The following is a 24454-nucleotide window of genomic DNA, read 5'->3' as shown; positions in this document are numbered from 1 at the left end:
CGTCAGCGGCGGATCTCGTCGACGACGCTCTTGAAGTCGTCGACGTCCTCGAAACTGCGGTAGACGCTCGCGAAGCGGACATAGGCCACCTTGTCCAGCTTCTTCAGCTCGCGCATCACCAGCTCGCCGATGCGCGAGCTCGGGATCTCGCGCACGCCGAGGTTCAGCAGCTTCTCCTCGATGCGTTCCACCGCACCGTCGATCTGCTCGGTGCTGACCGGGCGCTTGCGCAGCGCGAGGTTGAACGAGGCCAGCAGCTTGGCGCGTTCGTACTCGATGCGCCGGCCGTCCTTCTTCACCACCGCGGGGAAGGTGACGTCCGGCCGCTCGTAGGTGGTGAACCGCTTCTCGCAGCTGGCGCACTGGCGGCGCCGGCGGATGAAGTCGCCGTCCTCGGCCATGCGCGTTTCCACCACCTGGGTGTCGCCGTGGCCGCAGAACGGGCACTTCATGGCGCCGAGCGCCGCGCCGGGCCGCCCCAAGCAAGCGAGAGCCCCCTCGGGGGGCAGGGAGGACGCGAAGCGCCGACCGTGGGGGCTGTCATTTTTTTATTTGTAGACGGGGAAGCGGCGGGTCAGGGCGTTGACCTGCTCGCGCACCTTCGCGATGTTGGCGGCGTCGCGGGGGTGGTCCAGCACGTCGGCCACCAGGTTGGCGGTCAGGCGCGCTTCCTCTTCCTTGAAGCCGCGGGTGGTCATCGCCGGGGTGCCGACGCGCACGCCGCTGGTGACCATCGGCTTCTCGGGATCGTTGGGGATCGCGTTCTTGTTGATGGTCATGTGGGCGTCGCCCAGCACGGCCTCGGCTTCCTTGCCGGTGATGCCCTTGGAGCGCAGGTCGACCAGCATCACGTGGCTCTGCGTGCCGCCGCTGACGATGCGCAGGCCGCGCTGGGTCAGCGTCTCGGCGACGACCTGGGCGTTCTTCACCACCTGCTGCTGGTAGGTCTTGAACTCGGGCGACAGCGCTTCCTTGAAGGCCACCGCCTTGGCGGCGATCACGTGCATCAGCGGGCCGCCCTGCAGGCCGGGGAAGATGGCGCTGTTGATCGCCTTCTCGTGCTCGGGCTTCATCAGGATGAAGCCGCCGCGCGGGCCGCGCAGGCTCTTGTGGGTGGTGGAGGTCACCACGTCGGCGTGCGGCACCGGGTTGGGGTAGACGCCCGCGGCGATCAGGCCGGCGTAGTGGGCCATGTCGACCATGAAGATGGCGCCGACGTCCTTGGCCACCTTGGCGAAGCGCGCGAAATCGATGTGCAGCGAATAGGCGGAAGCGCCGGCGATGATCAGCTTCGGCTTGCTCTCGCGGGCCTTGCGCTCCATCGCGTCGTAGTCGATCGCTTCTTCCTTGTTCAGGCCGTAGCTCACCACGTTGAACCACTTGCCGCTCATGTTCAGCGGCATGCCGTGGGTGAGGTGGCCGCCTTCGGCCAGGCTCATGCCCATGATGGTGTCGCCGGGCTTGAGGAAGGCGAGGAAGACGGCTTCGTTGGCCTGCGCGCCGGAGTGCGGCTGCACGTTCGCGGCGGGCGCGCCGAACAGCTGCTTGATGCGGTCGATCGCCAGCTGCTCGGCGACGTCGACGTTCTCGCAACCGCCGTAGTAGCGCTTGCCGGGATAGCCCTCGGCGTACTTGTTGGTGAGCTGGGTGCCCTGGGCGGCCATGACGGCCGGCGAGGCGTAGTTCTCGCTGGCGATCAGCTCGATGTGCTCTTCCTGGCGGCGGTTCTCGGCCTGGATCGCGGCCCAGAGTTCGGGATCGGTCTGTTCGATGAGGATGTTGCGGTCGTACATGGCAGTCGTGCGTGTTCCCTGTCCCGAAGACAAGGGCTGCCCAGGCGAACGGCGGAACGCGGAAGCCTCGGAGGAGCCGCGGTACGCTCCCCAGTGGTTGAAGTGGCCCACGTCAGCGCCCCGTGCAGGGCGCCTATCGCCAGTCGCGTACGCCGCTAGTTTACCCGCTCCCCGTCAGACGGCCGGGGCGGGTTCCTCGAGCTTGACCGGCACGGGGTCCACGGTGCGCAGCGGCTGCGGCGTGATCAGCGGCACGGCACGGCCGGTGGCGACGTCCTTCAGGCGGCCGTACTCGGCCAGCACCTTGCCGCCGTAGCCGCCGTCGTCCGGATGCAGGGCGGCGCCGACATAGAACTTCAGGCCCGCTTCCACCGAGCCGGCGCGCTGGATGCACTCCTGCAGCACCTTGGCGCCGACGCGCAGGTTGGTCACCGGGTCGAAGGCGGCCAGCTTGCCGCCGAAGTTCTCGTACTTGTCGCTGTGGATGCCCGTCATGACCTGCATCAGGCCCTGGGCGCCCACCGGGCTCTGGGCGAAGGGGTTGAAGCTGGACTCGATGGCCATCACCGACAGCAGCAGCAGGGGATCGATCCGGGTCCGCTCGCCCACCTCGTAGGCTTCGGCCACCAGCGCCGACAGCGGCTCCGGCGCGACGCGGTACTTCTTGGACAGCCAGTAGGCCACCGCGGCCTGCTGCTTGGGCAGGTCCTTCGGGTTGAGGGCCGTGGCCCGGTCGATCGCATCGAGTTCCGGCACGAGGCCGAGCGACTGCGACTGGCGCGCATGCAGCCAGGTCATCAGCTGGGATTCGCCCGCCTGGCGCAGGTCGGGCCGGGCCAGCAGGGTCAGCATGGAAAACACCACCGCCAGCCCCACTACCGCGAAGCCGTTGTGCGTGATCTCGAAAAGGCCCTGGGCAACGTCGCCGACGAAGGTCTGCACGCCGCGGGCCAGTTTTCCTAGCGCTGTCATAGCACTTCCTTTCTACGCGTGGATCCAGGGGGTACCGCTTGCGCGGTGGAAGCACCCTCGGCTCCTCGTTTGGATTGGTACGCCGTCGGTCCGGGGCCTCGCCTGGAGGTGTGTTCCGGTCCCGACTCGCCGGGTTCGGCAGCGGGTTGTCTGGTCGTTCCCCTGGGTTGGTTTGGGGACGAGGCGGATTCTAGGGAGCCGCTTAATGCCAGGTCAAGGATGTTTGGACTCTTTCATATATCTCAGATTGCATGTACGCCGCTCAATTTAAGGCTGAGCCAAGCCAAAGTTCCGTAGTCACTGTCCTCCGCGCTCTGTCAGTCATGCCTGACAGCGGCCCCGTTGCTATCGATTTGGAAGCGCGCGGAAGAGCAGCCGTGCTCGGTCGCCGCTCGTCGGGCGGGTGGAGTTGGGGCCGCCGTCCGTCAGGAACCTGCAGGAAAGGCGGCATCCGCGGCTTGCGCGGCTGGGCTACCTGTAATCGGCGATCGCGGCTTCATTGAAAAGTCGGATTTGAAATGGGCCCCGGCCTCACCTACCTTGACGGGGTCCGAGCGATCGGGCATCAGCCGGTAGGGCCACATTCCGTGGCAGCCCCGGCCCCACTTGGAAGCAATCTTTGCTTCCGGCGCGACGCAGACCGCGGTCCGTGTCGCGAACCCAGACGGCAACGACATCGGGTCGCACCGTCCAGCCCGGCAGGCAGCTTCAGGCTCCTGGCCGGGCTTCCTCTTTCCGGGCCCGGCCATTGTTCCTGCCGGTCCCGATTCGCGGCGAGAATACGGCCCTTGCCCCCGCGCCCGGGGGCTTTCCTTTCCTTCGAACGAAAATTTGTGAGCAGCTTGAAGACCCACGACACCCAGGCGCTGGACGCGCTGACCGGGGGCGCCTTTTCCGCCCCCACTTCGGGTGAACGCGCAGCGCGCGTGCGCGAATGGCTCGCCGCCGAGCCCAGCACCGAGCAGATGCAGGAGGTGTTCCGCGAACTGAGCGCGCGCGACAAGGGCGCGGCCCGCCTGCTGCGCGAGAAACTGGACGAGATCAAGCGCGCCAGGGGCCAGGAGGCGATCGCCGCCGAATGGGCCGAGAAGGCCCGCGCGCTGCTGGGGCAGCCGCGCCTGAACATCGCCGATGCGATGGCCTGGCAGCGCGATGCCGCCAAGGCCGGCGCGCCCCTCAGCCGCGAGCCGCTCGCGGGCGTGAAGACGCAGCTCGCCGAGCGCATCAAGGGCATCGAGGACCTGCAGAACCGCGTGCAGGTGCAGCGCGAGGCAGCCGTGCTGCTGGCCCAGCGCATCGAGGTGCTCTCCACCAAGTCGTGGAAGGACGCGCAGGCCGCGGTCGACGCACTGCGCACCGACGTGCCCGAGTGGCAGTCGCAGGCGCAGGCGCTGGTCGACGATGCCAACTGGGTCAGCGTGGACACGAAGTTCCCGCCCTTGCTGGAGGCCTCGCGCGGGCAGCTGCAGGTGGTGTGGGATGCCTTCCAGAGCGCGCTGGCCCAGGCCATCGCCGCCGCCGCCGATGCGAATGCGCCGCTGCCGCCGGTGCCGGTGTGGGCCGACGAACTGCGCCAGGCGCGCGGCCTGCCCGTGGAAGCGGCCGCGCCGGCGAAGCCCCCCAAGCCGAAGGTCGATCCCGAACAGCGCGCTGCCGCCACCAAGGCGGTGGGCGACGTGCTGGCGAAGCTGGAACAGGAGATCGCGCAGGGCCACGGCAAGGCGAGCGCGGGCGCGGCCAACGCGCTGCGCAATGCATTGAAGGAACACGGCAAGCTGGTCGACGACAAGCTGGAGCAGCAGGCGCACGCCGCGCTCGCGGCGGCCACCGAGCTGGAAGGCTGGCAGCGCTGGCGCGCCGACCAGCTGCGCCAGGAACTGGTCGCGAAGGCTGAAGCCCTGTTCGAGACCGTGCCCGCGCCGTCGCCCGCACCCGCACCCGCACCCGCCCCCACAGCGGCCGCGACGCCGGCGGAAGTGGATGCCGAAGCGGCCGAGAGCGCGGAGGCCCCCGCGGCCGCCCCGGCACCCGCGCCGTCGCCCGCGCCCTTGCGCAAGCCGCGCTTCGGCGGCCGCAAGATGCAGGAGACGCTGCGCGGCCTGCGCGAGCAGTGGAAGCAGGTCGACCAGGGCGGCCCGCCGAATCACGCGCTGTGGAAGCGCTTCGACGAAGCCTGCAACGAGGCCTACAAGGTGGTGCAGGAGTGGCTGGACAAGGTCAAGGCCGAAGCCGCCGAGAACCGCGCCGCCCGCCTGGCCCTGGTCGCCGAGGTGAAGGCCTGGGCACAGGCCCATGCGGATGCGGACAACGGCGACTGGAAGGGGTTCAACCGCTCCATCCACCAGTTCTCGGATCGCTGGCGTGAAGCCGGCCACCTGAGCGAGAAGGCTTTCGCGGAGTTGCAGCCGCAATGGAAGGAAGCGATCTCCCAGGCCGCCGCGCCGCTGGAGCGCGCGCAGAAGGCGAGCATCGAGCGCCGCAACGCGCTGATCGAAGAGGCGAAGGGCCTGGGCGAAGCGCCCATGCTGCGCATCGATGCCGTCAAGGCGCTGCAGCAGCGGTGGCAGGGCGAGGCGCAGTCGGTGCCGCTGGATCGCAAGCAGGAACAGAAGCTGTGGGATGCGTTCCGCAAGCCGATCGACGAGGCGTTCAACCGCAAGACGGCGGAGCGCGAGAAGGCTGCCGCCGCGATGAGCGGCCGCGACCGCGCCGTGCTCGAAGCGTCGAAGGCCGTGGAAGAAGCGACGGCCAGCGGCGACGCGCACAAGATCCGCGCCGCGATGGCGTCGCTGGAGCAGGCGCTGCGTGCCCGCGACGAAGCCGGCGGCGAGCCGGCTCCGGCCGCTGCGGCTGCGGCTGCTGCCGCCGCTCCGGCGGGCGCGCCTGCGGATGAAGCGGTGCCTGCGAGCGAGGGCGCGGAGGCGGCGACGCCGGCCCCGGTGCCTGCGAAGGCGGCTCCCAAGCCGGTGGTCGCGAGGCGCGGCGACGACCGCCCCGGCCAGAAGCGCACCGAAGTGGCGGCACCGGCCGGGCGCGGCGGCCGCTTCGGCGATGCGCGCCGTCCCGGCGGGCCGGGTGGTCCGGGCGACCGCGATGCGCGTGACGACAAGCGCGGCTTCGGCCGCGACCGCGACGACCGCCGCGACGACCGCGGCCCGCGCCTGGGGGACACCGCCTTCCGCGCCCAGCGCGACGCGCTGGAGCACGCGCAGGCGACGCTGCGCAAGCTTGCCGCGCAGGCGCACGGCGAGGCCCTCACGCAGCTGATGACCGCCTGGGAGCAGCGCACGGCCGACCAGGTGCCGAGCCACCAGGAACTCGGCAAGGTCGTCAGCCCGCAGGTGCGCCAGGGCTGGACGCAGGCGCTGACGCAGGGTTCGGGCGGCGACGCTTCCGAATCGCTGCTGCGCCTGGAGATCGCGGCCGACGTGCCCACGCCCGCCGACCAGATCGCCGCGCGCCGGCAGATGCAGCTGCAGCTGCTGACCAAGCGCCACGAAGCGGGGCCGCAGGAAACCTGGGGTGCCGACGTCGCGAAGGTGCTGGGGACGTCGTACGACGCGAACACGGCGCGCAGGTTGCAGAACGCGTTGAAGGCCTTGCTGCGACGGTAGGTCGCCGTCACCCTCGCGGAGGCGGGGGCCCAGGGCATTCGGGAAGCGGCGCATTGCGCCGCTTTTCTTTTGGGACGCCCTGGTTCCCCGCCTGCGCGGGGATGACGGATGGTTCAGTGCTTCGGCAAATAGAAACCGTCGAACAAGACAGTCAGGTCCGGAAATTCCTGCGTGAACCGATCCCGGTTCACGAAATACGCCTCGCACGCCACCGCGAAGAACTCGTCGATGGCCGTCGCGCCGTAATCGTCGAGCCACGGCGGCGGTTCGCCGAAGCGCTCCGCCTTGATCACGTCCTCGCGGAAGCGCCGGTACTCGCGTTCGAGCGCCTCCAGCCAGCGCCGGCGCGCCGCGCGCGAGGGCAGGGGCGGGCAGCCGTCGGTCGCGCCGTCGCGCAGGTCGATCTTGTGGACGAATTCGTGGATCACGACGTTGAAGCCGGTCTCGGCGGAGGCGCCGGCTTCCTTCACGTCGTGCCAGTTCAGCATCACCGGGCCACCCTCCATCGCCTCGCCGGCCAGCACCTCGTCCCAGTCGTGCACCACGCCGGCCTCGTCCATCGTGCTGCGGCGGGCGACCACTTCGTCCGCATGCACCACGATGCCCACGAAGTCGTCGTACCAGGCCAGGCCCAGGCGCAGGTGCAGGACGGGCAACACGGCCTGCGCCGCGATCGCCAGCGCCATTTCATCCGTGATGACGAGGCCGCCGGCGCCGTGGAATTCCTTGCGCGCGAGGAATTCGGCCGATAGCTCGCGCAGGCGCTGCCGGTCCCGTGGATCGCGCTGGCCGAGGAAGGGATAGCGCTCCAGCGTCGCGGCCCAGAGCGCATCGGGGATCGCCGGCGCGCGCCGGCGCCGGCGCAGCCAGTCCCACATCAGGCGAGGCCCACGCGCTCCGTGGCACCGGAGGCGGCGATGCGCAGCGCCTGCAGCCGCGGCGGGCTGGCCTGGGCCTCCCAGTCGCTCAGCACGATGCGCCAGTGCAGCGCATCGAGCGCGTGCTCGGCGGGCTTGTGGGTGTGGCCGTGCACGAGGGCCGTGGCCGCGGCCTCGCGCAGCCAGGCGAGCGCCATGGGCGTGTCGACGTCGGCATAGGCGCGCTCGCTGCGCTTCATTTCCTCGCTGTCGGCGCGCATGCCGCGGGCGATGGCGCGGCGCTTGTCGATCGGCAGCGCGAGGAAATCCTGCTGCCACTGCGGCGCGCGCACCATTTCGCGGAAGGCCATGTATTCGGTGTCGGCGATGCACAGCGCGTCGCCGTGCGACAGCAGCCAGCGGCGCGCGCCGAACACCAGCACGGTGGGGTCGGCGAGCAGCTGCATGCCGGTGGCCTGCGCGAGCCGCGCGCCGACCAGGAAGTCGCGGTTGCCCGCGAGGAAGAAGACGGGCAGGCGTTGCGCGGTCGCCTTCAGCACCGCGGCGCAATCGGCCTCGAAGCCCGGCGCGTCGAGCGCGTCGTCGCCGATCCAGACCTCGAACAGGTCACCCAGGATGAAGAGGGCGTCGGCCCGCGTGCCGGCCATGTAGCGCCGCCAGGCCTCGAAGGTGGCGGGCTCGCTGGCCTGCAGGTGCAGGTCGGAGATGCATTCGACGGTGCGCCACCCCGGCGCGGCGCGCAGTTCCTGCGCCGCGGGCCGGGACGACGTGCCTTCAGAGCTCAGACCGCGACCGCTTTTTCGAGCACCACGTCCGTGCGCGGCACGTCGCCGTGGCCGCCGCGGTTGCCCGTGGGCACGCCCTTGATGCGGTCGACGACGTCCGTGCCGCCCACCACCTTGCCGAACACGGCGTAGCCCCAGCCCTGCGCGCTGGGAGCGGTGTGGTTCAGGAAGGCGTTGTCGGCCACGTTGATGAAGAACTGCGCCGATGCGGAGTGCGGCTGGTTGGTGCGCGCCATCGCCACGGTGTACTTGTCGTTCTTCAGGCCGTTGTTGGCCTCGTTCTCGATCTGCGCGTCGGTGGGCTTCTGCGTCATGCCGGGGGCGAAGCCGCCGCCCTGGATCATGAAGCCGTCGATCACGCGATGGAAGACGGTGCCGTCGTAGTGGCCCTTCTTCACGTAGTTCAGGAAGTTGGCGACCGTCTTGGGCGCCTTCTGCTCGTCGAGTTCCAGCGTGACGACGCCGTAGCCGGCGATGTGGAGTTCCACCTTCGGATTCATGGGAGGCCCTTGTCGGTTATTTGAGGAGCGTCGCGGACCGGATCACCACCGGCGCGAGCGGGACGTTCTGGTGCATGCCGGCATTGCCGGTCGCAACGCCCTTGATCTTTTCGACCACGTCCATGCCTTTCACCACCTTGCCGAAGACGGTGTAGCCCGGCTGGTCGGGAGCGGCCTTGGGATCGAGGAACTCGTTGTTCGCCACGTTGATGAAGAACTGCGCGGTCGCCGAGTTCGGGTCGCCGGTGCGCGCCATCGCCACGGTGCCGGTCTCGTTCTTCAGGCCCTTGGCGAACGCCGCGCGGCCTTCGTGCACGACCGGCGCCCGCGTGGGCTTCTCGGCCATCCTCGGGTCCATGCCGCCGCCCTGGATCATGAAGCCGTCGATGACGCGATGGAACACCGTGCCGTCGTAGTGCTTGTCGCGCACGTACTGCAGGAAGTTCTCGGCCGTCTTCGGCGCCTTGTCCGGGTAGACCTCGATCACGATGTCGCCGGCGCTGGTGGCAAGCTGCACGCGGGGGGATTTGGGGTTCTGGGCCCAGGCCGTTCCGGCCAGGCAGGCAAGGGCGATCGCCAGGCTCGCAGCCCGGCGCGTGGTCAACGACATCAGCCGATCACTCCTTCGTAGAAGATCTTCACGGTGCCCCGCGGCGTGCGCCGGGGGCGGCTTCGCGCAAGGTTACCACCGCGGACGTCATCGCGAAGCTGGACCTGGCGACGCGGCCGGGGCGGCACTTCCGCGGCTGTCCGGCGCGAACACTTCGCGGATTCGCGCCAGCTTCGGCTGCACGGCGGCGTTGCCGGCATCGAGCCGCAGCGCGCGGCCGTAGGCCTGGCTGGCGAGCTTGGCGTAGACGTCGCCGAGGTTCTCGTGCGCGGTGGCGTAGCCGGGGTTGGCGCGGATCGCCATCTCGAGCGCGGCGCGCGCCTTGTCGAACTGCGCCTGGCCCGCGTAGAGCACGGCCAGGTTGTTGTACGGCTCGGGCAGCTCGGGGTAATCCTCGGTCAGCTTCTGGAACGCGGCGATCGCCTCGCCGGTGCGGCCCGCCTCGGTGAGCACGACGCCCCGGAGGAAGCGCATCTGCGGATCCTTGGGCTTGCCGGCGAGGTACTGGTCGGCCTTGTTCAGGGCGTCCTGCGGCTTGCCGTTCCGCAGCAGCTGGTTGACGTCGCCATACTCGTCGGCGCGCGCGATCCCGCCGGCCAGCAGGGCCGCCGAGACGGCGGCGAGGGCCAGGGATTTCGACAGGTTCTTGCGCGCGAACTTCATGTGGTTTCTTCTCCCGGCACCCGTGGCCAGCCCCGTCCGGGGGGCTATATACTGCGTGCCGATTGTAGTCGCGGGGCCGCGCCGCGGCTTGCCTCGCCACCAGAACAACTCCTTGCCCGCGGCCCCCGAGCCCGCGGCGCACACCTGATTCCAATGAGCCTTCGCATCTACAACACGCTGACGCGTGCGCTGGAGGATTTTTCCCCGCTCGAGCCGGGGCACGTCCGGATGTACGTGTGCGGCATCACCGTCTACGACCTGTGCCACGTGGGGCACGCGCGCGCCAACGTCGCCTTCGACATCGTGCAGCGCTGGCTGAAGGCGAGCGGCTTGCGCCTGACCTTCGTGCGAAACATCACGGACATCGAGGACAAGATCATTCGCCGGTCGGTGGAAAACGGGGAGACTGTGCGGTCCCTGACCGACCGGATGATCGCCGAGATGTATCGGGACTTCGACGCTCTGGACATCGAGCGTCCCACGCACGACCCGCGCGCCACCGACTACGTGCCGCAGATGCTGGACATCGTGCGCACGCTGGAGGACAAGGGCCTCGCCTACCGCGCCGGCGGCGACGTCAACTACGCGGTGCGCCGCTTCCCCGGCTACGGCAAGCTCTCGGGCAAGTCGCTCGACGAACTCCACGCGGGCGAACGCGTCGCGGTGCTCGAAGGCAAGGAAGACCCGCTGGACTTCGTCCTGTGGAAGTCCGCCAAGGCGGACGAGCCGCGGGACGCCCAGTGGGACAGCCGCTACGGCCGCGGCCGTCCGGGCTGGCACATCGAGTGCTCCGCGATGGCGTGCGCGCTGCTCGGGAACACCTTCGACATCCACGGCGGCGGCGCCGACCTGCAGTTCCCGCACCACGAGAACGAGATCGCGCAGAGCGAGGGCGCCAACGGCGTGCCGCTCGCGAAGCTGTGGATGCACAACGGCTTCGTCAACATCGACAACGAGAAGATGTCGAAGTCGCTGGGCAACTTCTTCACCATCCGCGAGGTGCTGCAGAAGTTCGACGCCGAGACGCTGCGCTTCTTCATCGTGCGCGCGCACTACCGCAGCCCGCTGAACTACAGCGACGTGCACCTCGACGACGCGCGCGGCGCGCTGCGGCGGCTCTATACGGCGCTCGACGCCGTGCCGCCGGCGGACGTGCGCATAGCCTGGAACGAACCCCATGCGGCCCGGTTCAAGGCGGCGATGGACAACGACTTCGGTACGCCCGAAGCGGTGGCCGTGCTGTTCGAACTGGCGGCGGAAGCCAACCGCACCAGGTCGCCGCAGGTGTCCGGCCTGCTGAAGGCGCTGGCCGGCACCATCGGCCTGCTCCAGCGCGATCCCAGGGCCTTCCTGCGCGCCGGCGCCGCGCTCGACGACGCCACGATCCAGGACAGGATAGCTGCGCGCGCGGCGGCGAAGAAGGCGAAGGACTTCGCCGAGGCCGACCGCATCCGGCAGGAACTGCTGGCGCAGGGCATCGTGCTCAAGGACTCGGCCACGGGCACCACCTGGGAAGCCAAGCCATGAGTGCCGACGACGGCTGCGTCACCCCCGAATACTGGGACGAGGCGCGCAAGTACCTCACGCGGCGGGACCGCGTGATGAAGCGGCTGATTCCGCAGTACGGCGAGGCCTGCCTGCAGTCGCGCGGCGAGGCCTTCACCACGCTCGCGCGCAGCATCGTGGGCCAGCAGATCTCGGTGAAGGCCGCGCAGAGCGTGTGGGACAAGTTCGCCGCGCTGCCGCGCCGCATGACGCCCGCCAACGTGCTGAAGCTGAAGGTGGACGACATGCGCGCCGCCGGCCTGTCGGCGCGCAAGATCGAGTACCTCGTGGACCTCGCCCTGCATTTCGATTCGGGCGCGGTCCACGTCGACGCCTGGCGCGGCATGCAGGACGAGGACATCATCGCGGAGCTCGTCGGCATCCGCGGCATCGGCCGGTGGACGGCGGAGATGTTCCTCATCTTCCACCTGATGCGGCCCAATGTGTTGCCACTGGACGACGTCGGGCTCATCACCGGCATCAGCAAGAATTATTTCTCGGGCGATCCGGTCTCCCGGAGCGACGCACGGGAGGTGGCCGCCGCCTGGAACCCGTATTGCTCGGTGGCGACTTGGTATATTTGGCGATCGCTCGACCCGCTGCCCGTGGCCTACTGACCCGGGCACGAAAGCGGGCGGCAACCTGAGGAGCAAAGCTTGGCGAAACGAACTTTCCTGGACTTCGAACAGCCCATCGCGGAGCTGGAAACGAAGATCGAGGAACTGCGCTACGTGCAGACCGAGTCCGCCGTCGACATCTCCGAGGAGATCGAGCAGCTGGGCAAGAAGAGCCAGCAGCTGACCAAGGACATCTACAGCCAGCTCTCGCCGTGGCAGATCACCAAGATCGCGCGGCACCCGGAACGGCCGTACACCATGGACTACCTCAACGAGATCTTCACCGATTTCGTCGAGATGCATGGCGACCGCCACTTCGCGGACGACCAGTCCATCGTGGGCGGCCTGGCGCGGTTCAACGGCAATGCGTGCGTCGTCATCGGCCACCAGAAGGGCCGCGACACCAGGGAGCGCGCCGCGCGCAACTTCGGCATGAGCCGTCCCGAGGGCTACCGCAAGGCGCTGCGCCTGATGAAGACGGCCGAGAAGTTCAAGCTTCCCGTCTTCACCTTCGTCGACACGCCCGGCGCGTATCCGGGCATCGACGCCGAGGAGCGCAGCCAGTCGGAAGCCATCGGCCGCAACATCTACGAGATGGCGCAGCTGGAAGTGCCGATCATCACCACCATCATCGGCGAGGGCGGCTCCGGCGGCGCGCTGGCGATCTCCGTGGCCGACCAGGTGCTGATGCTGCAGTACGCGATCTATTCGGTGATCTCGCCGGAAGGCTGCGCCTCCATTCTCTGGAAGACCTCCGAGAAGGCGCAGGACGCGGCCGATGCGATGGGCATCACGGCCCACCGCCTGAAGGCCCTCGGCCTGGTCGACAAGATCGTCAACGAGCCCGTCGGCGGCGGCCACCGCGACCACAAGCAGATGGCCGCCTTCCTCAAGCGCGCGCTGAACGATGCCTGGCGCCAGTTGAGCGACCTCAAGGTCCGCGAACTGCTGGAGCGGCGCTACGAGCGGCTGCAAAGCTATGGCCGCTTCTCCGACACCAAGGCCGACGCTGCGTAACGGCCCACCCCCGAAGCGGCCTGCGGCCGCCTCCCCCTCAAGGGGGCGCCACCAGCGGCCCGGCAAAGCCGGTTCCGCGGTGGCCCGCGGTTGGCGCGTGCGGACCCATGCGCCATGCCCTGTGGGCCGTCACGAGGGGCTCAGATGAATCCGGCGGCGGCAGCGCTCGCCGGGTTGCAGTTGCCGCTGCCACTCGCGGTGGCTTACAGCGGCGGCGCCGATTCCACCGTCCTCCTCCTTGCCGCGGCGCAACGCTGGCCGGGGCAGGTATGCGCCATCCACGTCCATCACGGACTGCAGGAGGCGGCCGATGCATTCGAAGCGCATTGCCGCGGCGTCTGCACGGAGCTCGGCGTGCCGCTCGACGTGCGGCGTGTCGCGGCGCGCAACGCGCCGGGCGAGAGCCCGGAGGATGCGGCGCGGCAGGCGCGCTACCAGGCCCTGGCGCGCGCGGCACGCGATGCCGGCGCGCAGGCCGTGCTGCTGGGGCAGCACGCCGACGACCAGGTGGAGACGCTGCTGCTGGCCCTGAGCCGCGGCGCGGGATTGCCCGGCCTCGCCGCGATGCCGCCGGTATTCCAGCGCGAAGGCATGCTGTTCGTGCGGCCGCTGCTGGCGTTGTCGGCCCGCGCGATCCGCGAATGGATCGCGGAGCAGGGCGTGGCCGCGATCGAGGACCCGACCAACGAGGACACCGCCTTCACGCGCAACCGCATCCGGCATCAGCTGCTGCCGGCGCTGGAGCAGGCCTTCCCGCAATACCGCGAGACCTTCGCGCGGTCCTCGCGCCATGCGGCGCAGGCGCAGGAGCTGCTGGAGACGGTGGCGGTGGAAGACCTCGCGCGCATGGGCGGCGTGCCGGCGATCACCGCGCTGCAGCACCTGCCGCGCGCGCGGCAGGCGAACGTGCTGCGCCACTGGTTGCGCAGCGCGCACGCGGCGAGCGCGAGCGCGGCGCAACTGGAAGAGTTGCTGGACCAGGTGGCGGATTGCACGACGCGCGGCCACAGGATCCGGATCAAGGTGGGGAACGGGTTCGTGGAACGGCAGGGCGAGCGGCTGGCGTACGGCGCGCTTCCCACGTGAGGAGCCACTGACACCGTAGGTATAATCCCGAGGTTCTGCGCGCACGGCCCGTTGATCCAGCGGGCCTTTTTCATCCGGGCGGCGCAGCTTTCACTTCCCCAGACCGATGGCATTGATCGTTCACAAATACGGCGGCACGTCGATGGGCTCGACCGAGCGCATCCGCAACGTCGCCAAGCGCGTCGCCAAGTGGCATCGCGCGGGCCACCAGATGGTCGTGGTGCCCAGCGCCATGAGCGGCGAAACCAACCGCCTGCTGGGCCTCGCCAAGGACCTGCAGCCGGCCAAGGCCGACGACGCGGTGCTGCGCGAACTCGACATGCTCGCCTCCACCGGCGAGCAGGTCTCCGTGGGCCTGCTGGCCCTCGCGCTGCAGGCCGAAGGCGTGCCCGCGGTCAGCTACGCCGGCTGGCAGGTGCCCGTGCGCACCAACAGCGCGTACACCAAGGCCCGCATCGACTCGATCGACGACGTGCGCGTGCGCAAGGACCTCGATGCGGGCAAGGTGGTGGTGGTCACCGGCTTCCAGGGCATCGACGACCTGGGCCACATCACCACGCTGGGCCGCGGCGGCAGCGACACCTCCGCGGTGGCCGTGGCCGCGGCGCTGAAGGCGGCCGAGTGCCTGATCTATACCGACGTGGACGGCGTGTACACGACCGATCCGCGCGTGGTGCCCGAGGCGCGCCGCCTCAGCACCGTGAGCTTCGAGGAAATGCTGGAGATGGCCTCCATGGGGTCCAAGGTCCTGCAGATCCGTTCGGTCGAATTCGCGGGCAAGTACCAGGTTCCGCTGCGCGTGCTGTCCAGCTTCACCCCGTGGGACATCCCCATCGCGGAGGAAGCGGTTTCCGGCACGCTGATCACTTTTGAGGAAGACGAGAAGATGGAACAAGCCGTTGTCTCCGGCATCGCTTTCAACCGCGACGAAGCCAAGATTTCGATCCTGGGCGTGCCCGACCGGCCCGGCATCGCGTACCAGATCCTCGGCGCCGTGGCGGACGCCAACATCGAGGTGGACGTGATCATCCAGAACGTCTCCCACGACGGCAAGACGGACTTCAGCTTCACCGTGCACCGCAACGACTACGCGCGCGCGGTCGACGTGCTGAAGACGAAGGTCGTTCCCTCGCTGGGCACCGACCGCATCGAAGGCGACACCAGGATCTGCAAGGTGTCGATCGTCGGCATCGGCATGCGCAGCCACGTGGGCATCGCCTCCAAGATGTTCCGCGCGCTGTCCGAAGAGGGCATCAACATCCAGATGATCTCCACCAGCGAGATCAAGACCTCCGTCGTGATCGACGAGAAGTACATGGAGCTGGCGGTGCGGGCACTGCACCGCGCGTTCGACCTGGACCAGCCGGCCGCGTAAAGCGCCGCGAAGCGGCGCATGCGCGGCCGTCCCGGCGCAGGCCGGGACCTCGCAAAACCCGCTGGGCCTGCCTGGAGTTCAGGTATCATCCCAACCTTCGGAGCGATGACCGAGAGGCCGAAGGTGCTCCCCTGCTAAGGGAGTATGCGGGCCAAAACCTGCATCGAGGGTTCGAATCCCTCTCGCTCCGCCAAACAGGCCGCCTCCGGGCGGCTTTCTTTTTTCCAGGACCGGACGCGCGCCATGCCCACGGATCTCGCCAGCCTCCTCCTGCTCGTGCTCACCTCGGTGGTCACCTTCACCGTCGCGCGCTACCTCTCGCGCAACTGGCGCAGGAAGCGCAAGGAAAAAGAAGAGCAGGCGCGGCGGGTCGGCGAGAGCCGGCAGATGCGCCGCGCGCGCGAGCGGCGCCAGCGCAAGTAACTCTCCAGGAGTGCTCATGAAACTCTTCTCTTCGTCGCGCAGCGCAGCGGCCGCCCTTTTGCTGGTCGCAGGCCTGCTCGCAGCCTGCTCGACGGTCACGCCCGCCACGCCGGCAGCCAGGACCTCGCCCATTCCCGTGAAGGTGTTCGTCGGCGCGATGTTCGAGATCGGCCAGAACACCGGCGACCGCGCCGGCGAGTTCCAGCACTGGTACGAGCGTTACTGGAAGGGCGCCGCGCCCATCACGGTGCCCGGCGCGTTGAACCCGGTGTACTGCAATGCGGAGGGCGTGTGCGGCTCGGTGCTCGGGATGGGCAAGGTGAACTCCTCGTCGTCCATGCAGGCCATCCTGCAGAACCGGAACTTCGATTTCGCGCACGCGTATTACGTCATCTCCGGCGTGGCCGGCACGCCGCCCTCCCGCGGAACGATCGGCGAGGTGAACTGGGCCACCTGGCTCGTCGACTACGACCTGGGCCACCGGTGGGCGCCGGAAGAGAACAAGCCGGGCGAGCCGACCTTCATGCCGCGCAAGGGCTACGAGGAATTCCGCCGCTTCAAGCTGAACCCGGCGCTCGTCGACTGGACCATGAAGCTCTCCGCCGGCACGGCGCTGAAGGACTCGGAGGCGGCGCGCCGGTACCGGCTGCGCTATCCCGATGCGGCCGCGCGGCGCGCCCCCTTCGTGGGCACCGGCACCCACATGACGGGAGACACCTTCTTCCACGGCCCGGGCATGTCGAAGCAGGCCCAGTACATCGCCAGGCTTTATGGCGCGGACGACTACGTGATCACCGAAATGGAGGCGGCCGCCGTCACCCTGGTGATCAAGCGCTCGCACGGCACGGACCGCGTGATGAGCCTGCGCGGCGCGGTGAACTTCGACCAGGGCAACCCGGGCGAAACCACCCTGCAGCACCTGGATCCTGCCCCGGGCGAGACTGCCGGCGGCTTCGCCGAAACGGTGGAGAACATCGCGCTGGTCGGCACGCGGGTGGTGGACCACATCGTGGCGAACTGGGCACAGTGGAAGACCGGGGTCCCCGCGCGCTGAACCGGCAAGCCGGCCCCGGCCGGGGAAAATGGAAAGGCCGCCCGAAGGCGGCCTTTCTCTCCCTGAACGCGTCCTTGTTATCCCTGTGCGGCGGGCTTGTCGCCCGTCCTGCCGCGTGCGTGGCGGCGCGGCCCCGCGGCTTCCGGCCTGCGCGAATCGCGGGACTGCAACGCCAGCCCGTACGAATTCGCCGTGACCGCCAGGATGGCGGGCACCCGCTGCAGGATCGCCACCGTTCTCGTATCGCTCATTCTTCTTTTCCCTGTACTGCTACTGCTTCTTCGCTTGCTTCGTGTGACTGCAGTGCACGCAGTATGGGTGAGCCCCAGGGGGGCGCCATGACAGAGCCGGACACGACGTGAGGTCAGCGGTATCTGACATGCGCTACGCCCGCGCGTTGTGCAGTGCGGGAAAGTTCCGTGCGGCTAGCGCTTGGGCGGATCGCTCTCGTCGTCGATGGACGCGCTCCAGCGGTCGCCCCAGCCGCGCGCGGCGTCGAGGTCGCGCCGGCCGCGCTTGGTCGGGCGGCCATGCTCGATCGTCAACGCGGGCTCGCTCGCATAGCGGCGCTGCTCCGCGGCGCGCGCGCGTTCCTGGATGCTTTCCGGCGTTTCCTCGTAGAGCTGCTGCGCCACGGGCGCGGGCCCGCGCACCCCGGACAGGCCCTTGACGATCACGGTGCGGGTGATGCCCTCGCGGCGCAGCGCCACGGTGTCGCCGACCTTCACCTCGCGGGCGGGCTTGGCGTCCGCGCCGTTGACGGCGACGCGGCCCTTGTCGATCTCGTCCACCGCCAGGCTGCGCGTCTTGTAGAAGCGCGCGGCCCACAGCCACTTGTCGATCCGCATCCTGTCCATTCAGGTCGGATTGTCCGCCAGCGGCAGGCGGACGGTCGCATCCAGCCCGGCCGTGCGGTGGTCCTTTTCACGGTTTTCGAGCTGTATCGTGCCGCCCAGCGCACGCACGATCTCGTGGCAGATCGCCAGGCCCAGCCCGGAGCCGCTGCGCACGTCCCCGGCCGAGAAGGGCTGGAACAGCCGCGGCTGAAGCTCTGCCGAAATGCCCGGGCCGCTGTCGCTCACCACCAGCGCGGCGGCCTGCGCATCGGCCAGCACGCGCACCGACAGCGTGCCGCCGGCGGGCGTGTGCTTCACCGCGTTGTGCAGCAGGTTGCGCGCGAGCTCGCGCAGCATCCACTCGTGGGCGTTGACGGCCGCGGGCGCCGTCTCGATGTCGAAGTCGATGTCCTTGTCCGCGATCAGCGGCGCGAGTTCCAGGGCCACGTTGCGCACCGCTTCCGAGAGATCGCTGACCTGGATGTCGGCCTGCTGGCGCAGCTGCTCCACCTTCGCGAGCGACAGCATCTGGTTGGCGAGCACGGTGGCGCGTTCGACCGTGTCCTCGATCTCGTGCAGCGCCTGCCGCGGCTCGACGTCGCCGCGCAGCGCCGACTGCACCTGGGTCTTCAGCACCGCCAGCGGCGTGCGCAGCTGGTGCGAGGTGTCGCGCACGAAGCGCTTCTGGTTCTCCAGCAGGTGGGCCAGCCGCGACATCACCTCGTTGGTGGCATCCACCAGCGGCAGCAGCTCGCGCGGCGCGTCCGCCGCGGGCAGCGCGGTGAGGTCCCCTTCGGGACGCGCCTGCAGCTCCCGGCTCAGGCGCCGCACCGGCCGCGTGGCCCGCTGCACGACGTACAGCACCACCATCGCGATCACCACCACCAGCAGGACCTGCTGCCACAGGAAGTCGATGAGGATCCGCCGCGTGAGGCGCCGCCGCAGCTCCAGCGTCTCCGCCACCTGGATCACGGCCATGCCTCGGCCGGTGGGGCTGGCCACCGGCTGCAGCAGCACCGCCACCCGCACCTGGTTGTTGCGGAAGTCGGTGTCGTAGAAGTCGACCAGCGCCGCATAGGGCGGCTGCGCGGGGATGCGTCCCTGCCAGACGGGCAGGTCGCCGAAGCCGGAGATCAGCTCGCCATGCAGGTTGGACACGCGGTAGTACAGGCGCGTCTGCACGTCGGCCTCGAAGGCTTCCAGCGCGGAGTAGGGCACGATCGCGCGCAGCTGCGCATCCTCGTCGTAGCCGTGCACGTCGAGCTGTTCGCCGATCGACTTGGCCGAAGCGAGCAGGGTGCGGTCGTAGGCGGTGTTCACCGCCTGCAGCGTCTTGCGGTACAGCGAGACCGCGTTCACCAGCACGACGATCGCCACCGGCAGCAGGATGCCGGCCAGCAGGTAGGTGCGAAGCGAGACCGAGCGCAGGTTCATTCACCTGCCTTGAGCAGGTAGCCCAGGCCGCGCAGCGTCACCAGCTTCACCCCGGTGTGCGCGAGCTTCTTGCGCAGGCGGTACACGACGACCTCGATCGCTTCGTACTGCACGTCCTGCTCGCCGGGGAACACCAGCTCGAACAGCCGTTCCTTCGTCACCGCGTGGCCGGCCCGCCCGAGCAGCGCCTGCAGCAGCGCGCCTTCGCGCGGGGCCAGTTCCAGGATCTCGTCGCGCCAGTGGATCGCGCCGCTCTCGCGGTCCACGCTCAGCCCGCCGACGGAGGGCGTCGCGGGCGCGCGACCGGGCGCCGCGCGGCGGCGGTGCAGCGCGCGCAGGCGCGCTTCGAGTTCGTCGAGGTCGAAGGGCTTGGGCAGGTAGTCGTCGGCGCCCGCGTTCAGGCCGACGATGCGGTCGCCGACCGTGCCGCGGGCAGTGAGGATCAGCACCGGCGTGGGGAGGCCGCTGCGGCGCGCCTCCTCCAGCACCAGCAGGCCGTCCATGCCGGGCAGGGTGAGATCGAGCATCACGACGTCGGGCGGGCTCGCCTTCCAGCGCTCGAGCGCCTGGCGGCCGTCGCTGCACAGCTCGACCTCCATGCCCCGGTTCTGCAGGGTGCGGCGCAGGGCCGTCTGCATCGACGGATCGTCTTCGACGAGCAGCAACTTCATGTCCGGAACCATAACGCGGCCGGCACATTAGCACTTTCCCTAATGCTTTGGACAGCCAATCGACAGCGACGAGGATCACCATCCGGCCTGTTCCAACTGCAAGGAGACAAGAACCGTGCGTCGTGACGAATTCCTGAAGAGCCTGGCCGCCCTGGCCGCCGCGGGTGCGCTGCCCCTGTCGGCCCGTGCCGCCACCAACCTGAAGATGATGATCCCCGCCAACCCGGGCGGCGGCTGGGACACCACCGGCCGCGCACTGGGCAAGGCGCTGCAGGACGCCAAGGTCGCCGACAGCGTGACCTACGAGAACAAGGGCGGCGCCGCCGGCGCGCTGGGCCTGGCCCAGTTCGTCAACGGAAGCAAGGCCGACCCGAACGCGCTGATGGTCATGGGCGCCGTCATGCTGGGCGGCATCATCACCGGCAAGCCGCCGGTGAACCTGACGCAGGCCACCCCGATCGCCCGCCTGACCAGCGAGTACAACGTGTACGTCGTGCCGGCCAACTCGCCGCTGAAGACGATGGCCGACGTGGTCGCCCAGCTGAAGAAGGATCCGGGCAGCGTGAAGTGGGGCGGCGGTTCGCGCGGCTCCACCGAGCACATCGCCGCGGCCATGCTGGCCCGCGAAGTGGGCGTCGACGCCGCCAAGATCAACTACGTCGCCTTCCGTGGCGGCGGCGAGGCCACCGCGGCCATCCTGGGCGGCAACGTCACGGTGGGCGGTTCCGGCTACAGCGAGTTCTCCGAGTACATCAAGGCCGGCAAGATGCGTCCCATCGCCGTGACCTCGCCCGAGCGCCTGAAGGGCATCGCCATTCCCACGCTGAAGGAGCAGGGCATCAACGTGGTGCTGGGCAACTGGCGCGGCGTGTACGGCGCCCCCGGCATCTCCGCCGAGCAGCGCAAGCACCTGACCGATCTCGTGCTGGCGTCGCTGAAGACGAAGTCCTGGCAGGAAGCCATGGACAAGAACGACTGGACGCCCGCCGTGCTGACGGGCCCGGCGTTCGACAAGTTCGTCGACGACGAATTCGCCATGCTCCGTGCCACGATGGTGAAGGCCGGCATGGTCTGAGGCTGACGCCGTCAGCAGTACGCCCGGTTCGCCGGGCGTTTTTCTTTTCGCGTGAGGGCCCATGGAGGGCAGAACCATGACACAACCATCTTCCCGGCCCACCGCCCAGATCCTCGTGGGAGCGGCCGTGACGCTCACCGCGCTGGGGCTGGCCGCCGGCGCGCTCAAGATCCCGGGTGAAGCGGGCTACGGCGGCGTGGGCCCCAACTTCCTGCCCTGGGTGGTGTCCATCGTCCTGTTCATCTGCGGCGTGCTCATCGTGCGCGAGGCGCTCACCGGCGGCTTTCGCGACATGGGGGAGCCCTCGGGCGGCGAGCGTGCCTGGTGGCCCGGCCTCGTGTGGGTGTCCGCCGGACTGCTGGCGAACGCGGCGCTGATCACCACGATCGGATTCATCCTCAGCTGCACGCTGTGCTACCTGCTGGCGGTGCAAGGACTGCGCCGGGCGCAAGGGCAGCCGTCGGGCGCCGGCACGCTGGCGGTGGACGCGATCACCGGAGCCGCGATCTCCGCGCCGGTGTTCTGGATGTTCACGCAATTCCTGGCGATCAACCTGCCGGGCCTGACCAACACCGGCTGGATCTGATCCCATGGACATCTTCAACGCACTCCTGCAGGGCTTCGCGACCGCGGTCAGCCCGATCAACCTCGTGTGGGCCTTCGTCGGCTGCGTGCTCGGCACCGCCGTCGGCGTGCTGCCCGGCATCGGTCCCGCGGTGGCCGTGGCGATGCTGCTGCCGATCACGGCCAAGGTGGACATCACCGCGTCGATGATCTTCTTCGCCGGCATCTACTACGGTGCGATGTACGGCGGCTCCACCACCTCCATCCTGCTGAACACGCCCGGCGAGACCGCCAGCATGGTGACGGCGATGGAGGGCAACAAGATGGCCAAGAGCGGCCGCGCCGGCCAGGCGCTGGCCACCGCCGCCATCGGCTCCTTCGTCGCGGGCACCATCGCGACCGTGATCGTCACGATGTTCGCGCCGACGGTGGCGGACTTCGCGGTGAAGCTGGGCCCGCCGGAGTACTTCCTGCTGATGGTGCTGGCCTTCACCACGGTGAGCGCGGTGCTGGGGCAGAGCACGGTGCGCGGCATGACCTCGCTGTTCCTCGGCCTCGCGATCGGCTGCGTGGGCATGGACCAGATCTCGGGCCAGGCGCGCTACACCGGCGGCCAGCCGGAACTGCTGGACGGCATCGAGATCGTGCTGGTGGCCGTGGGCCTGTTCGCCGTCGCGGAAGTCCTGTACTTCGCGATGTACGAAGGCCGCGTCGTCGAGACCCAGAACATGATGAGCCGGGTCTACATGAGCAAGCGCGACTGGGCGCGCTCCATCCCGGCCTGGATCCGCGCCACCTTCATCGGCGCGCCTTTCGGCTGCATCCCTGCCGGCGGCACGGAGATCCCGACCTTCCTCAGTTATGCGGTGGAGAAGAAGCTCGCCAAGGGCGAGGACAAGGCGGAGTTCGGCACCAAGGGCGCGATCGAAGGCGTGGCGGGTCCCGAAGCGGCGAACAACGCCACGGTGACCACGGCGCTGATCCCGCTGCTGACGCTGGGCATCCCGACGTCCAACACCACGGCCATCCTGCTGGGGGCCTTCCAGAACTACGGCATCCAGCCGGGCCCGCAGCTGTTCACGACCTCGGCCGCCCTGGTGTGGGCGCTGATCGCGTCGCTGTACATCGGCAACCTGATGCTCCTGATCCTGAACCTGCCGATGGTGAAGGTGTGGGTGCAGCTGCTGAAGATCCCCAAGCCGCAGCTCTATGCCGGCATCCTGATCTTCGCCACCGTGGGCGCCTATGGCATGCGCCAGAGCGCCTTCGACCTGGTGCTGCTGTGGGGCATCGGCCTGGTCGGCGTGCTGATGCGCCGCTTCGACTTCCCGACGGCCCCGGTGGTCGTGGGCATGATCCTGGGCCCGCTCGCGGAAGCGCAGCTGCGCAACGCGGTGGCGATCGGCGAGGGCAGCCCCCACGTGTTCGTGGAACGCCCGATGTCGATCGGCCTGATCGCGATCATCGCGGCGGTGCTGCTGCTGCCGCGGATCTACAAGCGGATGCAGGCGCGGAAGGAAAGGCTCGCGACGGCGTAGAGACCGTCATCCCCGCGCAGGCGGGGATCCAGGGCGTTCAAGAAGGCGGCCAGTGGCCGCCTTTTTCCTTGGGAAGCCCTGGGTTCCCGCCTACGCGGGAATGACGGGGGCGGCTACCATCCGCCCATGAAGTCCGACCCCTCGCTGCCCCTCGACGGCCAGCGCATCCTGGAGCTCGCCGCGCGCTCCATGTTCGACCTGTTCGCGAACGCCAGCGAAGGCATGCTGCTGGTGGACCGCGACGCCCGGGTGGTCTGGATCAACGACCAGTACAAGCGCTTCCTGCCGGCGCTGGGCTTCGAACGGGTGGAGGATTTCGTCGGGCACCCCGTCTCGCAGGTGGTGCACAACACGCAGATGCACCGCGTGATCGAGACCGGCAAGCCGATCCTGATCGACCTGCTGTCCAACAAGGCGGGCACCTTCGTCGTGAGCCGCATCCCGCTGCGCGACGAAGCGGGCAAGGTGATCGGCGCGCTGGGCATCGTGCTGTTCGACCATCCGGAAACGACGCTGCAGCCCCTGATCCACAAGTTCGCCAACCTGCAGCGCGAGCTCGATGACGCCAAGCGCGAACTGGCGACGCAGCGCCGCAGCAAGTACACCCTGGCGAGCTTCGTGGGCACCAGCGCGGGCGCGGTCGAAGTGAAGCGCCAGGCGCGCAAGGCCGCGCAGTCCTCCAGCCCCGTGCTGCTGCTGGGCGAGACCGGCACCGGCAAGGAACTGCTGGCGCATGCGATCCACGCCGCGTCGGCGCGCGCGCGCGGCGCCTTCGTCAGCGTCAACATCGCCGCCGTCCCCGACACGCTGCTGGAAGCGGAGTTCTTCGGCGTGGCGCCCGGCGCCTACACCGGCGCCGACCGCAAGGGCCGCGACGGCAAGTTCAAGCTGGCCGACGGCGGCACGCTGTTCCTCGACGAGATCGGCGACATGCCGCTCGCCCTGCAGCCCAAGCTGCTGCGCGCCTTGCAGGAAGGCGAGATCGAGCCGCTCGGCTCCAACAGGCTGGTGCCCTTCGACGCGCGCGTGATCGCCGCCACCTCGCGCGACCTCGGCGCGCTGGTGCGCGAAGGCAGGTTCCGCGAGGACCTGTACTACCGGCTCAACGTGCTGCCGGTCAAGGTGCCGCCGCTGCGCGAGCGCCGTGCCGACATCCCGGCGCTGGCCGAAGTGCTGATCGAGGACATCGCCATGCGCAACGGCACCGCGCCGTTCGAGCTGGGGCCGGACGCGGTGGCGATGCTGTCGTCGCAGCGCTGGCGCGGCAACATCCGCGAACTGCGCAACGTGCTGGAGCAGGCCGCGATGCGCAGCGACTCGCCGCACATCGACGAGGCGCTGCTGGCGCAGGTGCTGCGCGACGCCGGCATCGAGCGCATGCCGCCGGCGCCGCAGCCGCTGCAG

General features: G+C 69.2%; 24 protein-coding genes, 1 tRNA gene and 1 riboswitch. Of the genes, 13 read left to right on the top strand and 12 right to left on the bottom strand.

Features of this window, described 5'->3' with window-relative positions; translation table 11 throughout:
• Window positions 1-2: 2 nt before the first annotated feature.
• The 3 genes from nrdR to VF522_RS03000 form a co-directional block, all read right to left on the bottom strand.
• Window positions 3-452: a transcriptional regulator NrdR gene (nrdR, locus tag VF522_RS03010; RefSeq protein ID WP_330906735.1), complete on the bottom strand. Its 450-nt coding sequence runs from the start codon at window positions 450-452 to the stop codon at window positions 3-5.
• A gap of 96 nt (window positions 453-548) precedes the next feature.
• Entirely contained in the window at window positions 549-1793 is a 1245-nt protein-coding gene (gene glyA / locus VF522_RS03005; RefSeq protein ID WP_330906734.1) for a serine hydroxymethyltransferase, read from the bottom strand.
• 31 nt (window positions 1794-1824) lie between these two features.
• Window positions 1825-1950: riboswitch (ZMP/ZTP riboswitch) on the bottom strand.
• Window positions 1951-1967: 17 nt separating this feature from the next.
• The gene (locus VF522_RS03000) at window positions 1968-2765 is read right to left on the bottom strand and encodes a lytic transglycosylase domain-containing protein (RefSeq protein ID WP_330906733.1); all 798 of its coding nucleotides are present in this window, start codon (window positions 2763-2765) and stop codon (window positions 1968-1970) included.
• 833 nt (window positions 2766-3598) lie between these two features.
• On the opposite strand from VF522_RS03000, the gene VF522_RS02995 reads away from it, so the two are divergent.
• Complete coding sequence (locus VF522_RS02995; RefSeq protein ID WP_330906732.1) at window positions 3599-6379, top strand: DUF349 domain-containing protein; 2781 nt, start codon at window positions 3599-3601, stop codon at window positions 6377-6379.
• 113 nt (window positions 6380-6492) lie between these two features.
• Here VF522_RS02995 and VF522_RS02990 read toward each other — a convergent pair whose 3' ends face one another.
• From VF522_RS02990 to VF522_RS02970, 5 genes are all read right to left on the bottom strand, one after another.
• Window positions 6493-7257, bottom strand: a complete 765-nt coding sequence (locus tag VF522_RS02990) for a M90 family metallopeptidase (protein WP_330906731.1) — start codon at window positions 7255-7257, stop codon at window positions 6493-6495.
• A complete protein-coding gene (locus VF522_RS02985) occupies window positions 7257-8042 on the bottom strand; it encodes a UDP-2,3-diacylglucosamine diphosphatase (RefSeq protein ID WP_330906760.1) in 786 nt (261 codons plus the stop codon). Before VF522_RS02985 ends, VF522_RS02990 begins: the two co-directional genes overlap by 1 nt.
• The gene (locus VF522_RS02980; RefSeq protein ID WP_330906729.1) at window positions 8039-8542 is read right to left on the bottom strand and encodes a peptidylprolyl isomerase; all 504 of its coding nucleotides are present in this window, start codon (window positions 8540-8542) and stop codon (window positions 8039-8041) included. Before VF522_RS02980 ends, VF522_RS02985 begins: the two co-directional genes overlap by 4 nt.
• A 16-nt stretch (window positions 8543-8558) precedes the next feature.
• Entirely contained in the window at window positions 8559-9152 is a 594-nt protein-coding gene (locus VF522_RS02975; RefSeq protein ID WP_414709433.1) for a peptidylprolyl isomerase, read from the bottom strand.
• Between the two features lie 87 nt (window positions 9153-9239).
• On the bottom strand, window positions 9240-9815 hold the full coding sequence (locus VF522_RS02970; RefSeq protein ID WP_330906728.1) for a tetratricopeptide repeat protein: 576 nt from the start codon (window positions 9813-9815) through the stop codon (window positions 9240-9242).
• Between the two features lie 153 nt (window positions 9816-9968).
• On the opposite strand from VF522_RS02970, the gene cysS reads away from it, so the two are divergent.
• The 8 genes from cysS to VF522_RS02930 all read left to right on the top strand — a co-directional run bounded on the left by cysS (window position 9969) and on the right by VF522_RS02930 (window position 16932).
• The gene (gene cysS, locus VF522_RS02965; protein ID WP_330906727.1) at window positions 9969-11342 is read left to right on the top strand and encodes a cysteine--tRNA ligase; all 1374 of its coding nucleotides are present in this window, start codon (window positions 9969-9971) and stop codon (window positions 11340-11342) included.
• The gene (locus VF522_RS02960; protein WP_330906726.1) at window positions 11339-11977 is read left to right on the top strand and encodes a DNA-3-methyladenine glycosylase 2 family protein; all 639 of its coding nucleotides are present in this window, start codon (window positions 11339-11341) and stop codon (window positions 11975-11977) included. The genes cysS and VF522_RS02960 overlap by 4 nt, the downstream gene beginning before the upstream one ends.
• A gap of 39 nt (window positions 11978-12016) precedes the next feature.
• Entirely contained in the window at window positions 12017-12994 is a 978-nt protein-coding gene (locus VF522_RS02955; RefSeq protein WP_330906725.1) for an acetyl-CoA carboxylase carboxyltransferase subunit alpha, read from the top strand.
• Window positions 12995-13138: 144 nt separating this feature from the next.
• Window positions 13139-14080 (top strand): tRNA lysidine(34) synthetase TilS, encoded by a 942-nt coding sequence (tilS, locus tag VF522_RS02950; protein ID WP_330906724.1) that lies wholly within the window; start codon window positions 13139-13141, stop codon window positions 14078-14080.
• A 106-nt stretch (window positions 14081-14186) separates the two neighbouring features.
• Window positions 14187-15455, top strand: coding sequence for an aspartate kinase (locus VF522_RS02945; RefSeq protein ID WP_330906723.1), 1269 nt, complete (start codon window positions 14187-14189; stop codon window positions 15453-15455).
• A 99-nt stretch (window positions 15456-15554) separates the two neighbouring features.
• A tRNA-Ser gene (locus tag VF522_RS02940) sits at window positions 15555-15648 on the top strand.
• 50 nt (window positions 15649-15698) lie between these two features.
• Window positions 15699-15878, top strand: a complete 180-nt coding sequence (locus VF522_RS02935) for a hypothetical protein (protein WP_330906722.1) — start codon at window positions 15699-15701, stop codon at window positions 15876-15878.
• Window positions 15879-15894: 16 nt separating this feature from the next.
• Window positions 15895-16932, top strand: coding sequence for a purine nucleoside permease (locus VF522_RS02930; protein WP_330906721.1), 1038 nt, complete (start codon window positions 15895-15897; stop codon window positions 16930-16932).
• A gap of 77 nt (window positions 16933-17009) precedes the next feature.
• Here the strand turns inward: VF522_RS02930 and VF522_RS02925 are convergent, their stop codons facing one another.
• The 4 genes from VF522_RS02925 to VF522_RS02910 all read right to left on the bottom strand — a co-directional run bounded on the left by VF522_RS02925 (window position 17010) and on the right by VF522_RS02910 (window position 19885).
• Window positions 17010-17183 (bottom strand): hypothetical protein, encoded by a 174-nt coding sequence (locus VF522_RS02925; protein WP_330906720.1) that lies wholly within the window; start codon window positions 17181-17183, stop codon window positions 17010-17012.
• A 174-nt stretch (window positions 17184-17357) separates the two neighbouring features.
• On the bottom strand, window positions 17358-17789 hold the full coding sequence (locus VF522_RS02920; protein WP_330906719.1) for an RNA-binding S4 domain-containing protein: 432 nt from the start codon (window positions 17787-17789) through the stop codon (window positions 17358-17360).
• Window positions 17790-19202 carry a sensor histidine kinase gene (locus tag VF522_RS02915; RefSeq protein WP_330906718.1) on the bottom strand — a complete coding sequence of 471 codons (1413 nt, stop codon included), beginning with the start codon at window positions 19200-19202 and terminating at the stop codon, window positions 17790-17792. It lies immediately after the preceding gene.
• The gene (locus VF522_RS02910; RefSeq protein WP_330906717.1) at window positions 19199-19885 is read right to left on the bottom strand and encodes a response regulator transcription factor; all 687 of its coding nucleotides are present in this window, start codon (window positions 19883-19885) and stop codon (window positions 19199-19201) included. The genes VF522_RS02915 and VF522_RS02910 overlap by 4 nt, the downstream gene beginning before the upstream one ends.
• A 103-nt stretch (window positions 19886-19988) precedes the next feature.
• Here VF522_RS02910 and VF522_RS02905 point away from each other — a divergent pair, with 103 nt between their 5' ends.
• From VF522_RS02905 to VF522_RS02890, 4 genes are all read left to right on the top strand, one after another.
• Entirely contained in the window at window positions 19989-20948 is a 960-nt protein-coding gene (locus tag VF522_RS02905) for a Bug family tripartite tricarboxylate transporter substrate binding protein (protein WP_330906716.1), read from the top strand.
• A gap of 61 nt (window positions 20949-21009) precedes the next feature.
• The gene (locus VF522_RS02900) at window positions 21010-21534 is read left to right on the top strand and encodes a tripartite tricarboxylate transporter TctB family protein (protein ID WP_414709432.1); all 525 of its coding nucleotides are present in this window, start codon (window positions 21010-21012) and stop codon (window positions 21532-21534) included.
• 4 nt (window positions 21535-21538) lie between these two features.
• Entirely contained in the window at window positions 21539-23050 is a 1512-nt protein-coding gene (locus VF522_RS02895) for a tripartite tricarboxylate transporter permease (RefSeq protein ID WP_330906714.1), read from the top strand.
• Between the two features lie 126 nt (window positions 23051-23176).
• Window positions 23177-24454, top strand: a 1278-nt coding sequence (locus tag VF522_RS02890; protein ID WP_330906713.1) for a sigma-54 interaction domain-containing protein, incomplete at its 3' end; no start/stop codon positions are given.

It is taken from the genome of Ramlibacter sp., assembly GCF_036383835.1.
Classification (GTDB): Bacteria; Pseudomonadota; Gammaproteobacteria; order Burkholderiales; family Burkholderiaceae_C; genus Ramlibacter.
This window is presented reverse-complemented; position numbering and strand designations above follow the sequence as displayed.

Excerpts from the sequence above, each read along its gene's own strand:
- nrdR (WP_330906735.1), bottom strand. The coding sequence starts at position 452 with ATGAAGTGCCCGTTCTGCGGCCACGGCGACACCCAGGTGGTGGAAACG.
- glyA (WP_330906734.1), bottom strand. The coding sequence starts at position 1,793 with ATGTACGACCGCAACATCCTCATCGAACAGACCGATCCCGAACTCTGG.
- VF522_RS03000 (WP_330906733.1), bottom strand. The coding sequence starts at position 2,765 with ATGACAGCGCTAGGAAAACTGGCCCGCGGCGTGCAGACCTTCGTCGGC.
- VF522_RS02990 (WP_330906731.1), bottom strand. The coding sequence starts at position 7,257 with ATGTGGGACTGGCTGCGCCGGCGCCGGCGCGCGCCGGCGATCCCCGAT.
- VF522_RS02980 (WP_330906729.1), bottom strand. The coding sequence starts at position 8,542 with ATGAATCCGAAGGTGGAACTCCACATCGCCGGCTACGGCGTCGTCACG.
- VF522_RS02975 (WP_414709433.1), bottom strand. The coding sequence starts at position 9,152 with ATGTCGTTGACCACGCGCCGGGCTGCGAGCCTGGCGATCGCCCTTGCC.
- VF522_RS02970 (WP_330906728.1), bottom strand. The coding sequence starts at position 9,815 with ATGAAGTTCGCGCGCAAGAACCTGTCGAAATCCCTGGCCCTCGCCGCC.
- cysS (WP_330906727.1), top strand. The coding sequence starts at position 9,969 with ATGAGCCTTCGCATCTACAACACGCTGACGCGTGCGCTGGAGGATTTT.
- VF522_RS02960 (WP_330906726.1), top strand. The coding sequence starts at position 11,339 with ATGAGTGCCGACGACGGCTGCGTCACCCCCGAATACTGGGACGAGGCG.
- tilS (WP_330906724.1), top strand. The coding sequence starts at position 13,139 with ATGAATCCGGCGGCGGCAGCGCTCGCCGGGTTGCAGTTGCCGCTGCCA.
- VF522_RS02945 (WP_330906723.1), top strand. The coding sequence starts at position 14,187 with ATGGCATTGATCGTTCACAAATACGGCGGCACGTCGATGGGCTCGACC.
- VF522_RS02935 (WP_330906722.1), top strand. The coding sequence starts at position 15,699 with ATGCCCACGGATCTCGCCAGCCTCCTCCTGCTCGTGCTCACCTCGGTG.
- VF522_RS02930 (WP_330906721.1), top strand. The coding sequence starts at position 15,895 with ATGAAACTCTTCTCTTCGTCGCGCAGCGCAGCGGCCGCCCTTTTGCTG.
- VF522_RS02925 (WP_330906720.1), bottom strand. The coding sequence starts at position 17,183 with ATGAGCGATACGAGAACGGTGGCGATCCTGCAGCGGGTGCCCGCCATC.
- VF522_RS02920 (WP_330906719.1), bottom strand. The coding sequence starts at position 17,789 with ATGGACAGGATGCGGATCGACAAGTGGCTGTGGGCCGCGCGCTTCTAC.
- VF522_RS02915 (WP_330906718.1), bottom strand. The coding sequence starts at position 19,202 with ATGAACCTGCGCTCGGTCTCGCTTCGCACCTACCTGCTGGCCGGCATC.
- VF522_RS02910 (WP_330906717.1), bottom strand. The coding sequence starts at position 19,885 with ATGGTTCCGGACATGAAGTTGCTGCTCGTCGAAGACGATCCGTCGATG.
- VF522_RS02900 (WP_414709432.1), top strand. The coding sequence starts at position 21,010 with ATGGAGGGCAGAACCATGACACAACCATCTTCCCGGCCCACCGCCCAG.
- VF522_RS02895 (WP_330906714.1), top strand. The coding sequence starts at position 21,539 with ATGGACATCTTCAACGCACTCCTGCAGGGCTTCGCGACCGCGGTCAGC.